The sequence below is a fragment of the Anaerofustis sp. genome (assembly GCF_019420015.1).
Taxonomy (GTDB): domain Bacteria; phylum Bacillota; class Clostridia; order Eubacteriales; family Anaerofustaceae; genus Anaerofustis.
In genome coordinates, this window is record NZ_JAHZIA010000008.1 from 195,421 (window position 1) to 211,304 (window position 15,884).

The following is a 15,884-nucleotide window of genomic DNA, read 5'->3' on the forward strand; positions in this document are numbered from 1 at the left end:
TTAGGATTTTTGTCCATTTATTATTTTGTACGATATTTGGCTTCCATTTCAGCCATAACACCAAGTCTTTCTGTAAATCTTGGTTCTTTTGAATATTCTGTTTCAATCCAAACTTTAGCAATTTCAGCCATAAGTCTTGGAGCAATAACTCTTGCGCCCATTGTAAGAATATTTAATTTTGTATCGCTTTTTGCAAATTTAGCAGTAAATAATTCATTACAAACAGCAGCTCTTGCACCAGGAACTTTGTTAGCCGCAACAGACATACCCACGCCGTTACCGCACATCAAAATACCGCCTGTTTCACCTTTTTCATCATTTACGACTTCTAATGCAACTGATTCCGCAATCAAAGAAAATTGTACAGGAGGCTTAGGAGCGTCAGGACCTTTATCGATAACCTTAATTCCCCATGATTCCAATTCTTTAATAAGTAGTTTTCTTTCTTCTATTGCCGCATGGTCAGAACCTATGGCAATTGTTTTGAATTGACCTTCCATTATTTTTCTACTCCTTCTGGGAAGAATAAAATCTTACCAAATAATGTTTTTCTTTCATAGTTAGCTTTAAATACTTCTTCAATATCATCCAAAGGATATCTGTGAGTGATAATTGGAGAGAAATCTAACATACCTTTTTCAAGGAATGCAACAACGCTTGTCCATGGTTTTCCAGGGAAACCTTGTTGAATGGCATTCCAAGCACCATATATTGTAAGCTCGCTTCTGCCGATTTTTTCAAAGTATGCTCTAGGAATATTTATATCACCGTATGGGATACCTAAGTATAATACTTTAGCACCTTTACATCCAAGTCCAAGAACTTGCGCAGATGTTACAGGTGTACCGCCTGATTCGATTACAACGTCAACACCTCTTCCGCCTGTTATGTCAAACACACCATTTCTTGCAGAATCGTAATCATCGATTTTTGAAAGAACTACGTCAGTAGCTCCGCAAGCTTTAGCCCATTCAAGTTTTTCTTCCATAATATCAATTGCAATAATTCTCTTAGCTCCGAATACTTTAGCAGATTGGATAGCTAATAAACCGATAGGTCCGCATCCCATAACTGCTACATCATCGCCAGGTTGCATATTAAGTTTATATAAACCGTGGAAACATACGCATGTAGGCTCAATCAAAGCAGCTTGTTCGTAGCTTACGCTTTCTGGAAGAGGAACTAGGTTTCTTTCAGGAAGTGCAATATATTCAGCAAAAGCACCGTCTCTTACAGCACCGATAACTTCTAGAGTCATACATCTTGCATATTCGCCTTTTTTACAATATTCACATTCAAAGCATGGAAGAGCCGGACAAGCAGTTACATGATCTCCTGCTTTGTATTTTGTTACGCCTTCGCCAACTTCAGCAACTTCACCGCTGAATTCATGTCCCCATACCAATGGACCCTTTTCAGGGAATTTAGGGCCTAACTTTGTATATCTTGAAAGGTCAGATCCACAAATACCTACAGCTTTAACTTTAATTAAAACTTCACCAGGTTTAACTTCAGGCATTGGAACTTCTTCAAGTCTTAAATCTTGTTTTCCGTATAATCTTGCAGCTTTCATTTTATTTCTTTTCTCCTTATTATCTAAATAAAATTTGATACATCAAACTATGCATCTGCAGCTTTTCTTAAATCGTCTAAATTTTTGGCAACATCGCCTGTAAAAGCAAATGAACCGGCAACAATTACGTTTGCCCCAGCATCAACAAGTGATTTAACATTATCAGCATTAACACCGCCGTCAACTTGGATATCGATGTCTCTGTCACCAATCATTTCTTTGATTTCTCTTACTTTTTCAATCATTGTAGGATTGAACGCACCGCCACCGCCACCTGGGTTAACAGTCATAACAAGAACCATATCAATATCGTCAAGTACATATTTAAGTACATCCGGTGGAGTTGCTGGATTTAAAACAACACCGCAGTCTACACCGAAAGATTTAATAAGCATTAAACTTCTGTGTAAATGAGTTGTTGCTTCAGCATGAACAGTAATCATTTGTGCTCCTGCTTTAACAATTCTTTCAATATATCTATCCGGCTCCGTAACCATCATATGAACATCAAAGTATAAGTCTGTATGAGGTCTGAGCATTGCAATTTGATCAGGACCAAATGCGATATTAGGAACATAATTTCCATCCATTACATCAATATGTAACATTTCTACTTTACAATCTTCAACAGCTTTAATTTGTTCGTTTAATCTTCCGAAATCAGCTCCGAAAATTGAAGGTGATAATTTTACCATTTTCTTTTTTCTCCTTTTATTCTATTTGTTTCTAATATAATTATAAGCATTAATGTAAAATTTTCAAGCACTTTTCATTATTTTCCAAAAGAAAGAAAAAAAATAAACAAGCTATCTGAAAAGATAAATTTTATATAACAAATTTAAATGATTACATAAAAAAACGAAACTTATAAATTCATAAGTAGACCTTATACCAATCAAATTTGTTTAACTGTTATATGAAGCATTTTAACAAATAAATTTTTATATACTTAGGTATAAAAAACAAAATTTAAAACATAATTTGTAATTACATATAATAAAATGATAAAATATATACAACATAAATCAATCAAACCCCAAATTAAATAAATCCTGTATATAAAGCAAATCTAAGGAGAAAAATCTTGAAGAATTGGAACAATAAACCTTATCATTCACTTGATTATATGTTAAAGCAAAGATATAAAGAAAAAATATATAAAATATCATTAAACGGAGGAATGACTTGCCCAAACAGAGATGGAACAATAGACACAAGAGGATGCATTTTTTGTAGCTCAGGCGGGTCCGGAGACTTTGCGGGAAATATAAGAAAAAGCATAACAGAACAAATTGAAGAACAAATAAAAACTGTAAAAAACAAATCAAAAGCAACCTGGTTTATTGCGTATTTTCAGGCATACACAAACACGTACGCACCCATAGAATATTTGAAACAAATATATGAAGAAGCACTTTACAACGAAAATATAAAAATACTTTCAATAGCAACAAGACCGGATTGTCTGAGCGAGGAAATTTTAGACTTATTGGAAAATTTAAATAAAATAAAACCTGTATGGATTGAATTAGGACTTCAAACAATACACGAAAAAACAGCAAAATACATAAGAAGAGGATATTCTCTTAAATGTTTTGACACTGCGGTAGAAAACCTAAGAAAAAGAAATATTGAAGTTATAGTTCACACTATACTGGGACTTCCGGGAGAAACCAGAGAAAACATTCTTCAGACAATATCATATTTAAACAAATCAGATATTCAAGGAATAAAATTACAATTGCTTCATGTCCTTAAAAATACGGATTTAGCAGAGGACTATCGAAAGGGATTATTCCACACATTTTCAATGGAAGAATATATCGACACTGTCATTGACTGTGTTGAGCATTTATCAGAAAATATAGTAATCCACAGAATTACCGGAGACGGTCCAAAAAAAATTTTAATATCCCCAACATGGAGCGGAAACAAGAAAAAAGTACTTAACACCCTTCATCACGAATTCAAAATAAGGAAATCATACCAGGGAAAGAAATACAAATAATAAAGACTGCTTTTTAAGCAGTCTTTGATTTTATTTCTCAAATTCATCTTTTAATTTTTCGCCCCATGCTCCGCCTTGATGATAGAAAAGAACCTGTTCCCTTGTTACCCCTCTTATCTCTTCACTTACCATTGCAAGAGCATCTCCCATAGCAAGCGTATTTGTAGTCGATGTTGTCGCGTTTACACCTGTAGGGCAAGCTTCTTTTTCAACCCCTATGTATAAAGCAACATCGCATTGTTTTGCAAGAGTAGACTCTGTATTTCCCGTTAAACATATAGCTTTTGCACCTATTGTTTTTGCAGAAGGAATAACCAAATCTTTTAAAATATTAGTCTCCCCACTGTTTGAAATCGCAATAATAAGATCATTTGGCTGAATAGCTCCGATATCACCGTTTTCACAGTTATATGCACTAAGGAAAAATGCAGGTTTACCAGTACAACATAACGTTGCTGCAATCTTTCTGCTTATAAGCCCCGATTTGCCGGTTCCTGTCAAAATTATTTTTCCTTTGCAGTCAGTTATCATCTCTACAGCCTTAACAAAGTTATCATCCAAAGAGTCCATCAAGCGACCAAGCTCGTATCTCTCCATTTCAATAACTTTCTTGCCTTTTGAAATTATCTCTTGTCTTTCCATATTATAAATACACCATTTCCTTTTTTATTTTTATATTTATAATTATATTAAAGAAAAAATTTATTTCAATAAGTTTCAAATAATTTTACTTTAAAACAAATAAAAACTTCATTTTAATTTAACATCACAAAAAAGAAATCAAACATCCACATACTTAGAACAAATCGCGATACCTCCGGCATCTTCACAAATAATCCCCTGTCTTCCTGCCCTGCAATACACGCCTTTAAATTTACCGTTATATAAGAAAAGTCCAGGCATGTTGCTGAATTCGTCAAAAACAAAATCACCGTTTTTTTCTTTTAAAAAGTTTTTCGTTTTATACATAGTGGCATATTCCTGAAGCAAGTACCCTTTATCGGTGTTCTCATCTACAAGCTCAGCAAACTCCTCTTTTGTATAATCAATACCTGCATAAACTCCTTTTGCCCCATATAAATCATCAGGCTTTATTATCCATTTATCTTTATTGCTTATTACTTCTTCTCTATTAAATTCCCCTGTGTTAAGCCACGAAGTATAGGGAATATGCTCATTTACAAAAGCCCTCTCTTCTTCAGTAAGAAAATCAAAAGTTTCTTTTTGACGCATAATTTTATAAATTATTTTATTATGTATTACCTGTGTTCTTATTGAACCTATAATACAAGTTGTTTTATCCTTTATTGCTTTAACAAAAGCAGAGGCTTTATCAATTTTCTTCATAAGCTCACTCGTAACAGCTCGTCTGTAAACAGCATCTATTTTTATCCCGTCCTCGGTATAAAGCCCGTTATTGTATTTAAGTGTCGTTATATCTGCAATTACGGTTTTATATCCTTTTTTTTCAAAATACGACTTAAAAACTTTAAACTCTTCCTTTGTCGCACTTTCCATAAAATCCACTATAGCTATAGTTGGATTTTCAACTTTATTCTCAAATGAATTATAAATATTCATAAATTCCTCTACCCAGCTGTCAAACAACTCAAAAGATCCGATATTGTAGTTCTCGCTGAACTTCTTAAAAATATCGTCATATGCATATGCATTGTTAAGTTCGCGGTCTTCATTCATCGCACTGGCACCGTCGGCATTAAATTCACAAAACTTAAACGAAAAATCATCTTCATTAAAAAACAAATCTATTCTTGCTATAGGAAGAGGCTGGTCATATCCGCTGTCACAAAGTATCAGTTCTTCCAACTCTTTACTGAAAGGAAAGAGTTTTCTGTATTCTCTATCCTCCATATACCTGTCTATTATTTTAGAAAGTATTCCATGTGTTGTTTTTGCTATATATTTAAAGTAATCAATAACTTCATTTGTATAAAGCTTGGGAATATACGCAAACCTAATGTGTTCTCCATGATAAATCGCAGTTGAAGATTCAATATATTTAAATGCTTCATCATAACTCTTTTTTGATTCATCCAAATCCTTTTCGATAAGTTTTATATATTCTTCCGTAAGCTCTCTTACCTTCATATTGTCATCTCTCTTTCATTAATCATTTTCAAAGTAAGACCTTTATTTGCCAACTCAAGAAACAAACTTACTCTGTCTTTTTCGTTCTCGTGCAAATTCTCTTTAGCCAATTTTATTATATCGCAAATCAACGTTTTTGCATTGAATCCATATACACTTGCATCATATCCGTCTTTAATTATATTCTTTTTTGCCTTTACAACATCTTCATTTCGTATATTTTTAAATTTTTCAAGCAAAATATCCACCGCATTACAACCATAAAAAATACCTTTTATAACAGCCGCATAAGATAAGGCATAACATATAGGCATACAATCTGCCATTCTTATTTCCACATAGTTTTTAAGTCTTACATCAGGGAAAAACATAGATATCACATGCTCGATTTCTTTTATATCCATTTCCTTATCACAATATATATCTTTAATCTTTTTGTCTCCGGTATAAACACTGTTGCCGTTTTCGTCTTCTACCAAAATCGCAGGAGAATTTAAAATATACTCTGCATATTCTTTAAAACCGAAACTTTTATCCAAAGCCTCTTTAACAATCATACTCCTGTCCTTATCAACATCATTCCAAATTTTTACCCGTGCACAATTATCTTTATATACCTCACCTTCAAAAACAACTGTATTATCGGTCATAAGGGATATTAACGGCGATAATATATTCGCCAACCTAAATTTTCTCTTAAAATCCTCTTCACTGAAGTAATCCACGCTGACTTGAGTGGAACCGGAACCTTTCATCATATTTTTGCCATAATTACCTGATTTTGAAAAATAGTGCAACATATATTCGTATCGTTTCTTTGGTATAAGATTAAGGTCTTCAATCTTTGACTTTGGTTGATATCCTGAATATACGATTTTATATCCCAACTTATCCAAAATCGGATTAATTTTTAAAAGAAAGTAATTATATTCTTCAAGTATATCTTCTATCTTAAGAAAAGGTCCTATACTTATTTCAAGCTGACTGGCAGGTTCCAACGAAATGTTGGATTTATCCTTTGATAAACCTATAAGGTTACCGTCTTTATATATCTTCCTGTCAAAATAAGGGCTTAAAAGACTTAAAATATCTTTTATACCGTTTTTTTCATAATAATCTACACTTTGCAAATCGGATTTCTTTACTATAAAATGCTCCAACTCAACGCCCAAACTCTTATCTTTTTCTTCTTTAATCCCACTTTTAAAATAATTAATTAAATTATTTAAATTTTTATCATAATTATTCATAGCTTTACCTTTTAATCGCTTTCCAAATCTTCAAACTCACTGTTTATAAACTCATAAGCCCTCATATAATCATTTTTATTAACATATATACTCACAGGCATTGTACTCTTGCCTATTATAACTTCCGCTCCGCCTATATCTGTATCGTATTTCAAAATAGAATTTATATTACAAGAATCCAAAAGTCCTCTAATAACACAGGCTTCAACATCATTTTTTACATCAATTAAAAATTCCAAATCTTTGTCTTTTTTCTTTTTCATAGTAAATACCTCGGTTTTATTATAACTCAAAAAGAATCTTTTACCAATAATTTTTAATGTAACAGTTATAAGTTATGTTTATAAAACAATAACATATAAAATCAAGCATAAAAAAAACACCCAAATAAAAGGTGTTTTGATAGAACTGTTTATTCTTTATCTTCGTCTTCAACAACAAACAACGTATTCATATCACAACCAAAAACTTTTATTAATCTTTCCATCATATCAAAAGATATTTTCGTAGTTTCGTTATTCATTAATTTATTTACGGTAACATAATTACTGTTTAATTGTTTTACCAACCAATATTTTGTTTTATTTTCTCTTTCTAATAAATATTTTAAATTTAACTTAATTCTCATATTCAATTCCTCTGCTTATTATATGTAATATATTTTATACAAAAGTCAACTTAAATATAAGTACTTCATAAATAGATTATTTATAAATAACTTATTGATAATTGACTTATTATAAGTTGTCTGATATAATTTATTTGCAACTAATGAAACTTAATTGTTGAATAACAAGAAAAATTAAGTTTGAAACCCTAAAAAAGAAACCTTTTATCATAAAGGTTTCTTTTATTTTATGAAAAATAAAAGAAAAAATAAATTTTATAAGAAAAGATAAAAATAACTATATAACATATTTTTATAAAACAAAAAAATAAGGGGATATACTCCCCTTAAAATTAAATTAAATTTATTCGTCAAATATACTTACTATTTCGCCTTCTAAAATTCTATTTGTATTTTTAACGGCACAAAAGTTACCGCACATTGAACAAGTATCCTCTTTTTCGGGTTTTGATTCTTCTCTGTATCTTCTTGCTTTTTCAGAATCCATACAAAGTTCAAACATTTTTTCCCAGTCAAGCTTCTTTCTTGCTGTACTCATTTCGTTATCCCAATCAGCCGCATGAGGAATTCCTTTTGCAATATCAGCCGCATGTGCCGCAATTTTTGTCGCAATAATACCTTCTTTCACATCGTCAAGATTAGGAAGCCTTAAATGTTCCGCAGGTGTTACATAGCAAAGGAAACTTGCTCCGTATGTAGCTGCTATTGCACCACCTATAGCAGATGTTATATGGTCATATCCAGGAGCTACGTCTGTTACTATAGGTCCAAGTACATAGAAAGGTGCACCGTGACAAAGTGTTTTTTGTATTTCCATATTTGCTGCTATTTGGTTTAGAGGCATATGTCCGGGACCTTCAATCATTACTTGAACATCTTTTTCCCATGCTCTTTTTGTAAGTTCTCCAAGAGTAATAAGTTCTTCGATTTGAGCTGCGTCTGTTCCGTCTGCTATTGAACCAGGACGGCAAGCATCACCAAGACTCATAGTTACATCATATTCTCTACAAATATCTAAAACTTCATCATAATATTCATAGAATGGGTTTTCTTCTCCTGTCATTTCCATCCATGCAAAGATGATTGAACCACCTCTTGATACGATATTTGTAAGTCTTTTGTTTCTTTTAAATTTAGTTATTGTTTCTTTATTAATTCCGCAGTGTATTGTCATAAAGTCAACACCGTCTTCTGCATGCATTCTTACAATATCAAGCCACTCTTTTGCCGTGATTTTTATAAGAGGTTTATGATAGTATACAACCGCATCATAAATTGGAACTGTACCAATCATTGCAGGGCATTCACTTGTAAGTCTTCTTCTGAATTTTCTTGTATCTCCATAAGAAGATAAATCCATTATTGATTCTGCACCCATTTTTACAGCATTATTTACTTTTTCAACTTCAAGATCCATATCTTTAAAGTCTCTTGATACTCCAAGGTTTACGTTAATTTTTGTTGTAAGCATTGATCCCACCCCGTTTGGGTCTATACATTTATGTTTTTTATTACATGGAATAATAACCTTACCTTCTGCCACGAGCTTTACAAGGTTATTAATATCCATATGCTCTTTTTTTGCTACAACTTCCATTTCTTTAGTTATGATACCTTTTCTTGCCGCATCCATCTGTGTTGAATAACCCATATTATTTCTCCTTTTATTATGTAAGTTTACAAATAAAAAAGCTTATCCTCGGGATAAGCTTTGCTTTAATCATAAATCGCTTACATATCATGGCATTATCCATACGAGGTTAAAGGGTCAAAATTCGTTCGCATTTTTTCTCAGCCTACGCGTAAGCTCCCCTGCTTTTCTATTCTTTTTTATATTATTAATAATAACATTTTATTATTTACATGTCAATTAACTAACAAAATATTAAAAAAATAAATAATAATGGATTTTTATATATCAAACTTGAGATAATAACATTACTTAAGTACTTTTATTATTGACTTTAAAGACTTTTGAATCTATAATAATACTAATTGATTATTAGGCTGTAAGAAGAGTAAAATTAACATCATATCAGGGAGAAAATGTCATGACTGGAAACATTTTTTATGCTCTGCTAATTTGAAAAACAACTTACATTTAAAAGCTTAAGATTTCAAATAAAAGCGGGTATTATACCAACTGGGGTGGCACCGCGGGAAATGCATTCTCGTCCCTGACATAATTTTTATGTCAGGGGCTTATTTTATATAGAAAGGGAAATAAAATGGGAAGTAAAATATTTGCACCTAAAGGAACAAGAGACCTTTTACCTGATGAAGTAAAAGCATGGGAAATGGTTGAGGGTAAAATAAAAGAAATATGCAAAACATTTAACTATAAGCAAATCAGAGTGCCTGATTTTGAACATTATGCACTTTTTGACAGAGGGGTAGGAGAAAGTACAGATATTGTAAGTAAAGAGATGTACACTCTAAATCATAGAGGTAAAGATGTATTTGCTCTTAAGCCCGAAGGAACAAGCTCAGTAATAAGAGCTTATATTGAACATGGTATGTCAAGTGGAATTACACCTACTAAACTATATTATATTACATCATGTTTTAGAAGTGAAAGACCACAAAAAGGAAGACAACGACAATTCCACCAATTCGGAATTGAAGCCATAGGATCATATTCAGCAAGTATGGATGCGGAAGTAATAATGCTTGTAAGTACATTATTTGAAAAACTTGAAATAAAAGGCTTACAGCTTAGAGTAAACAGTGTGGGTTGTCCAAAATGCAGAAGTTCATATTATGAAAAGCTAAAAGAATATGTAAAACCTTTTGAAAGAGAACTTTGCGAAGATTGCAGAGACAGGCTTAATAAAAATCCAATGAGGATTTTAGACTGTAAAAACGAACACTGTAAAATTCTTCTTAAAGATGCACCTTTAATGGTTAATTACTTATGTGAAGATTGTAACGAACATTTTGAAAGCGTAAAAGATTATCTTTCAAATGCAAATATAGATTTCGTGGTAGATCCTAAAATTGTAAGAGGTCTTGACTACTATACACAAACAGCCTTTGAATTCGTATCAACTGATCTGGGTTCTCAGGGAACAGTCTGCGGCGGCGGAAGATATAACGGGCTTGTTAAAATGATAGGCGGAGCTGATACTCCTGGAGTTGGTTTTGGGCTTGGACTTGAAAGATTAATGCTTATTATGGAAGAGCAAGGGCTTTTAAATAACGTAGAAGATGATGAGATTGATATATATTTGGCTCCTGTCGGAAAAGAAGCTTCAAAAGTTGCTTTCAAAACATTTAAAGAACTTACAAACAGCGGTATAAAATGCAGTATTGACGTAATGGACAGAAGTTTAAAAGCTCAAATGAAATATGCAAATAAAGTTAATACAAAATATACTGCAATTTTAGGTGAAGATGAGCTTCAAAAAGGGGTTTATACTTTAAGAGATATGAGCTCGAAAGAACAAGAAGAAGTTAATATAGAAAATTTATGTGAATATATAAAAGGAAAAATAGGAGAATAAAATGAAGAGAAAAACAAGTTACAGAACATGTATGTGTGCAGAAATAACAAAAGAAGATTTAGGCAAAACTGTCACTCTTACAGGATGGGTACAAAGAAGAAGAGACCTTGGAGGAGTAATCTTTATACACTTAAGAGACAGAAGCGGTATTATGCAGCTTGTCGCAAACAGCGAAATCAACAAAGAAGTATTTGAAAAAGCAGAACACATCAGAAACGAATATGTACTTAAAGTAACAGGCGAAGTTGTTTTAAGAGATGAAGAAAACTTCAACCCAAATATTGAAACAGGTGAACTTGAACTTAAACTTGATACAATGGAAGTTCTTGATACAGCAAATACACCACCTATTTATATCGATGAAACAGATAATGCAAACGAGGCAACAAGACTTGAATATAGATTCTTAGACCTTAGAAAAGAAGGCATTAAAAATAATCTTATTACAAGAGCAAAGACATGCTCTATTGTAAGAAACTTCTTAGATAGTGAAGGATTCTTGGAAATTGAGACTCCTTTCCTTGGGAAACCCACACCGGAAGGTGCAAGAGACTTCCTTGTTCCAAGCAGAGTCAGAAAAGGTAAATTTTTTGGTCTTCCACAATCACCTCAATTATTTAAACAAATTTTAATGGTTGCAGGAATGGACAGATACTATCAAATAGTAAAATGTTTCAGAGATGAAGATTTAAGACAAGACAGACAACCTGAATTTACACAAATAGACCTTGAAATGAGCTTTGTTGAAGTTGATGATGTAATCGACGTAAACGAAAGACTTGTTCAAAAAGTATTCAAAGAAGTAATTGATTATGATATTGAAGCGCCTATCATGAGAATGGAATATCAAGAAGCAATGGACAGGTTTGGTTCTGATAAACCTGATACAAGATTTGGAATGGAGCTTTTTGATTTAAGCAATATTTTAAAAGACTGTAAATTTAACGTATTTGCAGGTCCTATTAAAAACGGCGGAAGCGTAAGAGCAATAAATGCAAAAGGTCTTGCAAACTTCTTCTCAAGAAGAGATATAGACGCATTGGTTGATTATGTTAAAACATATGGTGCAAAAGGTCTTGCTTGGATTGCAGTAAATGAAGACGGCTCAATCAAATCTCAAATTACAAAATTCTTAAGCGAAGAAGAAACAAATGGTATTTTAGAAAAAGCTAAAGCAGAAAACGGAGATATCGTATTTATCGTTGCGGATAAAAACAAAGTTGTTTACGATTCTCTTGGAAACTTAAGACTTCACATTGCTAAAAAAGCAGATGTTAAAATGGACGAAGGCTTTAACTTCCTATGGGTCACAAACTTCCCAATGTTTGAATATGACGAAAACGAAAAAAGATTTAAAGCAATGCATCATCCTTTCACTGCGCCAATGGACGAAGACCTTGATAAACTCGAAAGCGATCCTGCAAATGTAAGAGCAAAAGCTTACGACCTTGTAGTAAACGGCGTTGAAATGGGAGGAGGAAGTATTAGAATACATTCAGGTGATATTCAGCAAAGAGTATTCAATGTTCTTGGTTTCTCTGATGAAGAAGCTGAAAACAAATTCGGATTCTTATTAAAAGCATTAAAATACGGAACACCTCCACATGGTGGCTTGGCATTTGGTTTAGACAGAATGATTATGCTTTTAGTTGGAACAGAAAACATAAGAGACGTTATAGCATTCCCTAAAACACAAAACCACTCTTGCTTAATGTCAGACGCTCCAAGTATCGTAAGTGAAGAACAACTTGAAGAACTTGGCATTGAAGTTGTAGATGAGGAAGAATAATGGATAAAAAACAAATTGATAGAATAAACGAACTTGCAAAAAAGAAGAAAACCGTCGGTCTTACAGAAGAAGAATTAAAAGAACAACAAGAACTTTATAAAATATATCTTGGAAATATAAGAAGAAATTTTAAAAATACCGTAGATAACATTGTTGTTGAAAGAGAAGACGGAAGCAAGGTATCCATAAAAGAATTCAATAAAAAAAAGAAACAATAAAAGGGCTTTATATAAAGCTCTTTTTTATTGTTTTGCTTCTTATTTAAGACAATTTTTATAGAATAAAACCGCAATCTTTATTCCACTAATCGACGATAAAAATTTTATATATCACAAAACTTAAAGTGTAAATATTATTGATTTTAATAAAAAAATATGTTATTACTTCTTTAATCAATCCTAAATTTGAGCAAAAGGAGTACAAAATGGAAGAAAAAAGACTTGATTTAAGAATCAAAAGTGAAGATAGAGAAAAGGAAATACAAAGAACAAATGAAATTCTGTTTAAACTAAACCACACCCGCCCCTTTTCTGATGAATACAATATGCTACTAAAAGAACTTTTTATCGGAGGAATGGGAAGAGATTGCTATATATTGACTCCGATGTATGTAAATATCGCAAAAAATATTCATATTGGAAACAATGTATCAATAAATGCATACTTTAAATGTATGTCAGCCGGCAATGTTTATATAGAAGATAACGTAAGAATTGCAATGGGAACATCTATCATAACGAACAACCATGACTTCTACGAACGAGAAATATTGACAATAAAAGATGTATATATAAAAAAGAATGCGTGGATAGGAGCAAATTCGATAATACTCCCTGGCGTTACCATAGGAGAAAATGCAATAATAGGAGCAGGCAGCGTTGTAACCCGTGATGTTGAAGCTAATACAATAGTTGCGGGAAATCCCGCAAAACCAATAAAAAAATTAGATAAAAATAAATTCTAATATTTTAAATAATAAAAAAACTGCATAAATATACGTTTTCATCGTTATATATTCTTATATTTATTGAAAATTCTAAATTTTTTTGATAATATAATTTAAATGAAATTTTAAGGAGATAAATATATGAAAAAAACTCTTACATATAAAATCCTGGAAAACCACCTTGTTAGCGGTAAGATGATTCCGGGAGAGGGTATTGCAATAAAAATTGACAATACATTAACACAAGACTCTACAGGAACAATGGCATATTTGCAATATGAAGCAATAAGCGATGAAAAAGTAAAAACGAAACGTTCTGTCGCATATATAGACCACAATATGCTTCAAACAGGTCCCGAAAATATGGATGACCATATATATATTCAAACTGTAACGGATAAAATAGGTGTTATCTATTCACGTCCAGGAAACGGAATTTGCCACAGATTAAACCTTGAAAGATTTTCTATGCCTGGAGAAACACTTCTTGGATCAGACTCACACACCCCAACCTGCGGCGGAGTTGGAATGATAGCAATAGGTGCCGGAGGACTTGATATTGCTGCTGCAATGGCAGGAAGTGAATATTATCTTACAATGCCTAAAGTTGTAGGGGTAAAACTCACAGGAAAGCTGGATAAAGGCGTCAGTGCAAAAGATGTCATTCTTGAAGTTTTAAGAAGATTATCAGTTAAAGGCGGAGTTGGAAAGGTAATAGAATATTACGGAGAAGGAGTAAAATCTTTAACAGTATCACAAAGAGGGTCTATTACAAATATGGGTGCCGAACTCGGCGCAACAACTTCTATTTTCCCTTCTGACGAAGTAACTTTGAAATTCTTTAAAGCTCAGCACAGAGAAGAAGATTACAAACCTTTGTGTGCAGATGAAGGATGCGAATATGATGAAAATCTTGAAATTAATTTAAGTGAACTAAAACCTCTTGCGGCTTGTCCCCATTCGCCTGATAATGTAAAAAATGTAAAAGAACTTGAAGGTACAAAGATAACTCAAGTTTCAATCGGAAGTTGTACAAATTCTTCATATGAAGATTTAATGACAGCAGCAAAAATCCTTAAAGGAAAAAAAATTGCGGATAATGTTTCGCTAACAATTGCTCCCGGTTCAAGACAAGTTCTTGATATGCTTTCAAGAGACGGCGGACTTTCTGATTTAATAAATGCAGGTGCAAGAATACTTGAATGTGGTTGCGGTCCTTGTATTGGTATGGGACAAAGCCCTAACTCTGGCGGGGTATCTCTTAGAACATTTAACAGAAACTTTAAAGGCAGAAGTGGGACTGTAGATGCAAATGTATATCTTGTATCTCCTGAAGTTGCTGCTTATTCTGCAATAAAAGGTGAAATTGCAGACCCTTACGGAAAAATTGATTTTGTCGTTGAAGAGCCAAGTGAATATATTATCAACGATAATATGTTTATTATGCCAAAACCCGATAAAAACAAAGTCAGCGTAAAAGGTCCAAACATAAAACCTTTCCCCAAAGCAAGCGTTATATATGATGAATTTGAATTAAAAGCGGTTACAAAACTTGGAGATAATATTACGACAGATGATATTATGCCTTCAAATGCAAAGCTACTTCCTTTCAGATCAAATATAGAATATTTAAGTGAATTCTGCTTAAAACCTGTTGACGAAAACTTTGCCTCAAAAGCAAAAGCGGAAGAAAAAGGTTCGATAATTGTTGCTGGAGATAACTATGGTCAAGGCTCAAGCAGGGAGCACGCAGCACTTGCTCCATTATATCTCGGAGTAAAAGCAGTTCTTGCAAAATCATTCGCAAGAATTCATAAGAACAACTTGATTAACAATGGGATTGTTCCGTTAACATTTATAGATGAAGCCGATTATGATACTATAGACATTGATGATGTTTTAAGTGCAAAAGATGTATTAAAACAACTTGATACAGATGAAGTTGTAATTAAAAACGAAACAAAGAACAAAGAATATAAATTAAGACTTACCGTATCGGATAGAGAAAGAATGTTACTTAAAAACGGAGGCCTTATAAATTATTTAAAAACCAAATAATTTACAAATAAAAAGACCGT

Annotated in this window: 15 protein-coding genes; 6 read left to right on the top strand and 9 right to left on the bottom strand. The window is 32.6% G+C overall.

Annotated features, from left to right (window positions below; all coding sequences use genetic code 11):
- Positions 1 to 20 precede the first annotated feature (20 nt).
- From QZ357_RS02415 to rpe, 3 genes are read right to left on the bottom strand one after another with little or no spacing between them, the layout of a single operon-like run.
- On the bottom strand, positions 21 to 500 hold the full coding sequence (locus QZ357_RS02415) for an RpiB/LacA/LacB family sugar-phosphate isomerase (RefSeq protein ID WP_290771394.1): 480 nt from the start codon (positions 498 to 500) through the stop codon (positions 21 to 23).
- Complete coding sequence (locus QZ357_RS02420) at positions 500 to 1,573, bottom strand: galactitol-1-phosphate 5-dehydrogenase (protein WP_290771396.1); 1,074 nt, start codon at positions 1,571 to 1,573, stop codon at positions 500 to 502. Before QZ357_RS02420 ends, QZ357_RS02415 begins: the two co-directional genes overlap by 1 nt.
- A gap of 47 nt (positions 1,574 to 1,620) precedes the next feature.
- Positions 1,621 to 2,268 carry a ribulose-phosphate 3-epimerase gene (gene rpe, locus QZ357_RS02425; protein ID WP_290771398.1) on the bottom strand — a complete coding sequence of 216 codons (648 nt, stop codon included), beginning with the start codon at positions 2,266 to 2,268 and terminating at the stop codon, positions 1,621 to 1,623.
- Positions 2,269 to 2,657: 389 nt separating this feature from the next.
- Here rpe and QZ357_RS02430 point away from each other — a divergent pair, with 389 nt between their 5' ends.
- Positions 2,658 to 3,581 (top strand): TIGR01212 family radical SAM protein, encoded by a 924-nt coding sequence (locus QZ357_RS02430; RefSeq protein ID WP_290771400.1) that lies wholly within the window; start codon positions 2,658 to 2,660, stop codon positions 3,579 to 3,581.
- 30 nt (positions 3,582 to 3,611) lie between these two features.
- Here the strand turns inward: QZ357_RS02430 and QZ357_RS02435 are convergent, their stop codons facing one another.
- The 6 genes from QZ357_RS02435 to thiC form a co-directional block, all read right to left on the bottom strand.
- The gene (locus QZ357_RS02435) at positions 3,612 to 4,223 is read right to left on the bottom strand and encodes an SIS domain-containing protein (protein WP_290771402.1); all 612 of its coding nucleotides are present in this window, start codon (positions 4,221 to 4,223) and stop codon (positions 3,612 to 3,614) included.
- A 138-nt stretch (positions 4,224 to 4,361) separates the two neighbouring features.
- The gene (locus QZ357_RS02440; protein ID WP_290771404.1) at positions 4,362 to 5,690 is read right to left on the bottom strand and encodes a glutathionylspermidine synthase family protein; all 1,329 of its coding nucleotides are present in this window, start codon (positions 5,688 to 5,690) and stop codon (positions 4,362 to 4,364) included.
- Positions 5,687 to 6,940, bottom strand: a complete 1,254-nt coding sequence (locus tag QZ357_RS02445) for a glutamate-cysteine ligase family protein (protein ID WP_290771406.1) — start codon at positions 6,938 to 6,940, stop codon at positions 5,687 to 5,689. Before QZ357_RS02445 ends, QZ357_RS02440 begins: the two co-directional genes overlap by 4 nt.
- A gap of 11 nt (positions 6,941 to 6,951) precedes the next feature.
- Positions 6,952 to 7,203: a hypothetical protein gene (locus tag QZ357_RS02450; protein WP_290771408.1), complete on the bottom strand. Its 252-nt coding sequence runs from the start codon at positions 7,201 to 7,203 to the stop codon at positions 6,952 to 6,954.
- 149 nt (positions 7,204 to 7,352) lie between these two features.
- Positions 7,353 to 7,568, bottom strand: coding sequence for a helix-turn-helix transcriptional regulator (locus tag QZ357_RS02455; protein ID WP_290771410.1), 216 nt, complete (start codon positions 7,566 to 7,568; stop codon positions 7,353 to 7,355).
- A gap of 343 nt (positions 7,569 to 7,911) precedes the next feature.
- Positions 7,912 to 9,219, bottom strand: a complete 1,308-nt coding sequence (thiC, locus tag QZ357_RS02460) for a phosphomethylpyrimidine synthase ThiC (RefSeq protein WP_290771412.1) — start codon at positions 9,217 to 9,219, stop codon at positions 7,912 to 7,914.
- A 577-nt stretch (positions 9,220 to 9,796) separates the two neighbouring features.
- Between thiC and hisS the strand changes: the two genes are divergently transcribed.
- The 5 genes from hisS to QZ357_RS02485 all read left to right on the top strand — a co-directional run bounded on the left by hisS (position 9,797) and on the right by QZ357_RS02485 (position 15,864).
- The gene (hisS, locus tag QZ357_RS02465; RefSeq protein WP_290771414.1) at positions 9,797 to 11,071 is read left to right on the top strand and encodes a histidine--tRNA ligase; all 1,275 of its coding nucleotides are present in this window, start codon (positions 9,797 to 9,799) and stop codon (positions 11,069 to 11,071) included.
- Between the two features lies 1 nt (position 11,072).
- Entirely contained in the window at positions 11,073 to 12,860 is a 1,788-nt protein-coding gene (gene aspS, locus QZ357_RS02470; RefSeq protein ID WP_290771416.1) for an aspartate--tRNA ligase, read from the top strand.
- Entirely contained in the window at positions 12,860 to 13,078 is a 219-nt protein-coding gene (locus QZ357_RS02475) for a DUF896 domain-containing protein (protein WP_290771418.1), read from the top strand. The genes aspS and QZ357_RS02475 overlap by 1 nt, the downstream gene beginning before the upstream one ends.
- 206 nt (positions 13,079 to 13,284) lie before the next feature.
- Entirely contained in the window at positions 13,285 to 13,824 is a 540-nt protein-coding gene (locus tag QZ357_RS02480; RefSeq protein WP_290771420.1) for a DapH/DapD/GlmU-related protein, read from the top strand.
- Between the two features lie 123 nt (positions 13,825 to 13,947).
- A complete protein-coding gene (locus QZ357_RS02485) occupies positions 13,948 to 15,864 on the top strand; it encodes an aconitate hydratase (protein ID WP_290771422.1) in 1,917 nt (638 codons plus the stop codon).
- Positions 15,865 to 15,884: the final 20 nt, after the last annotated feature.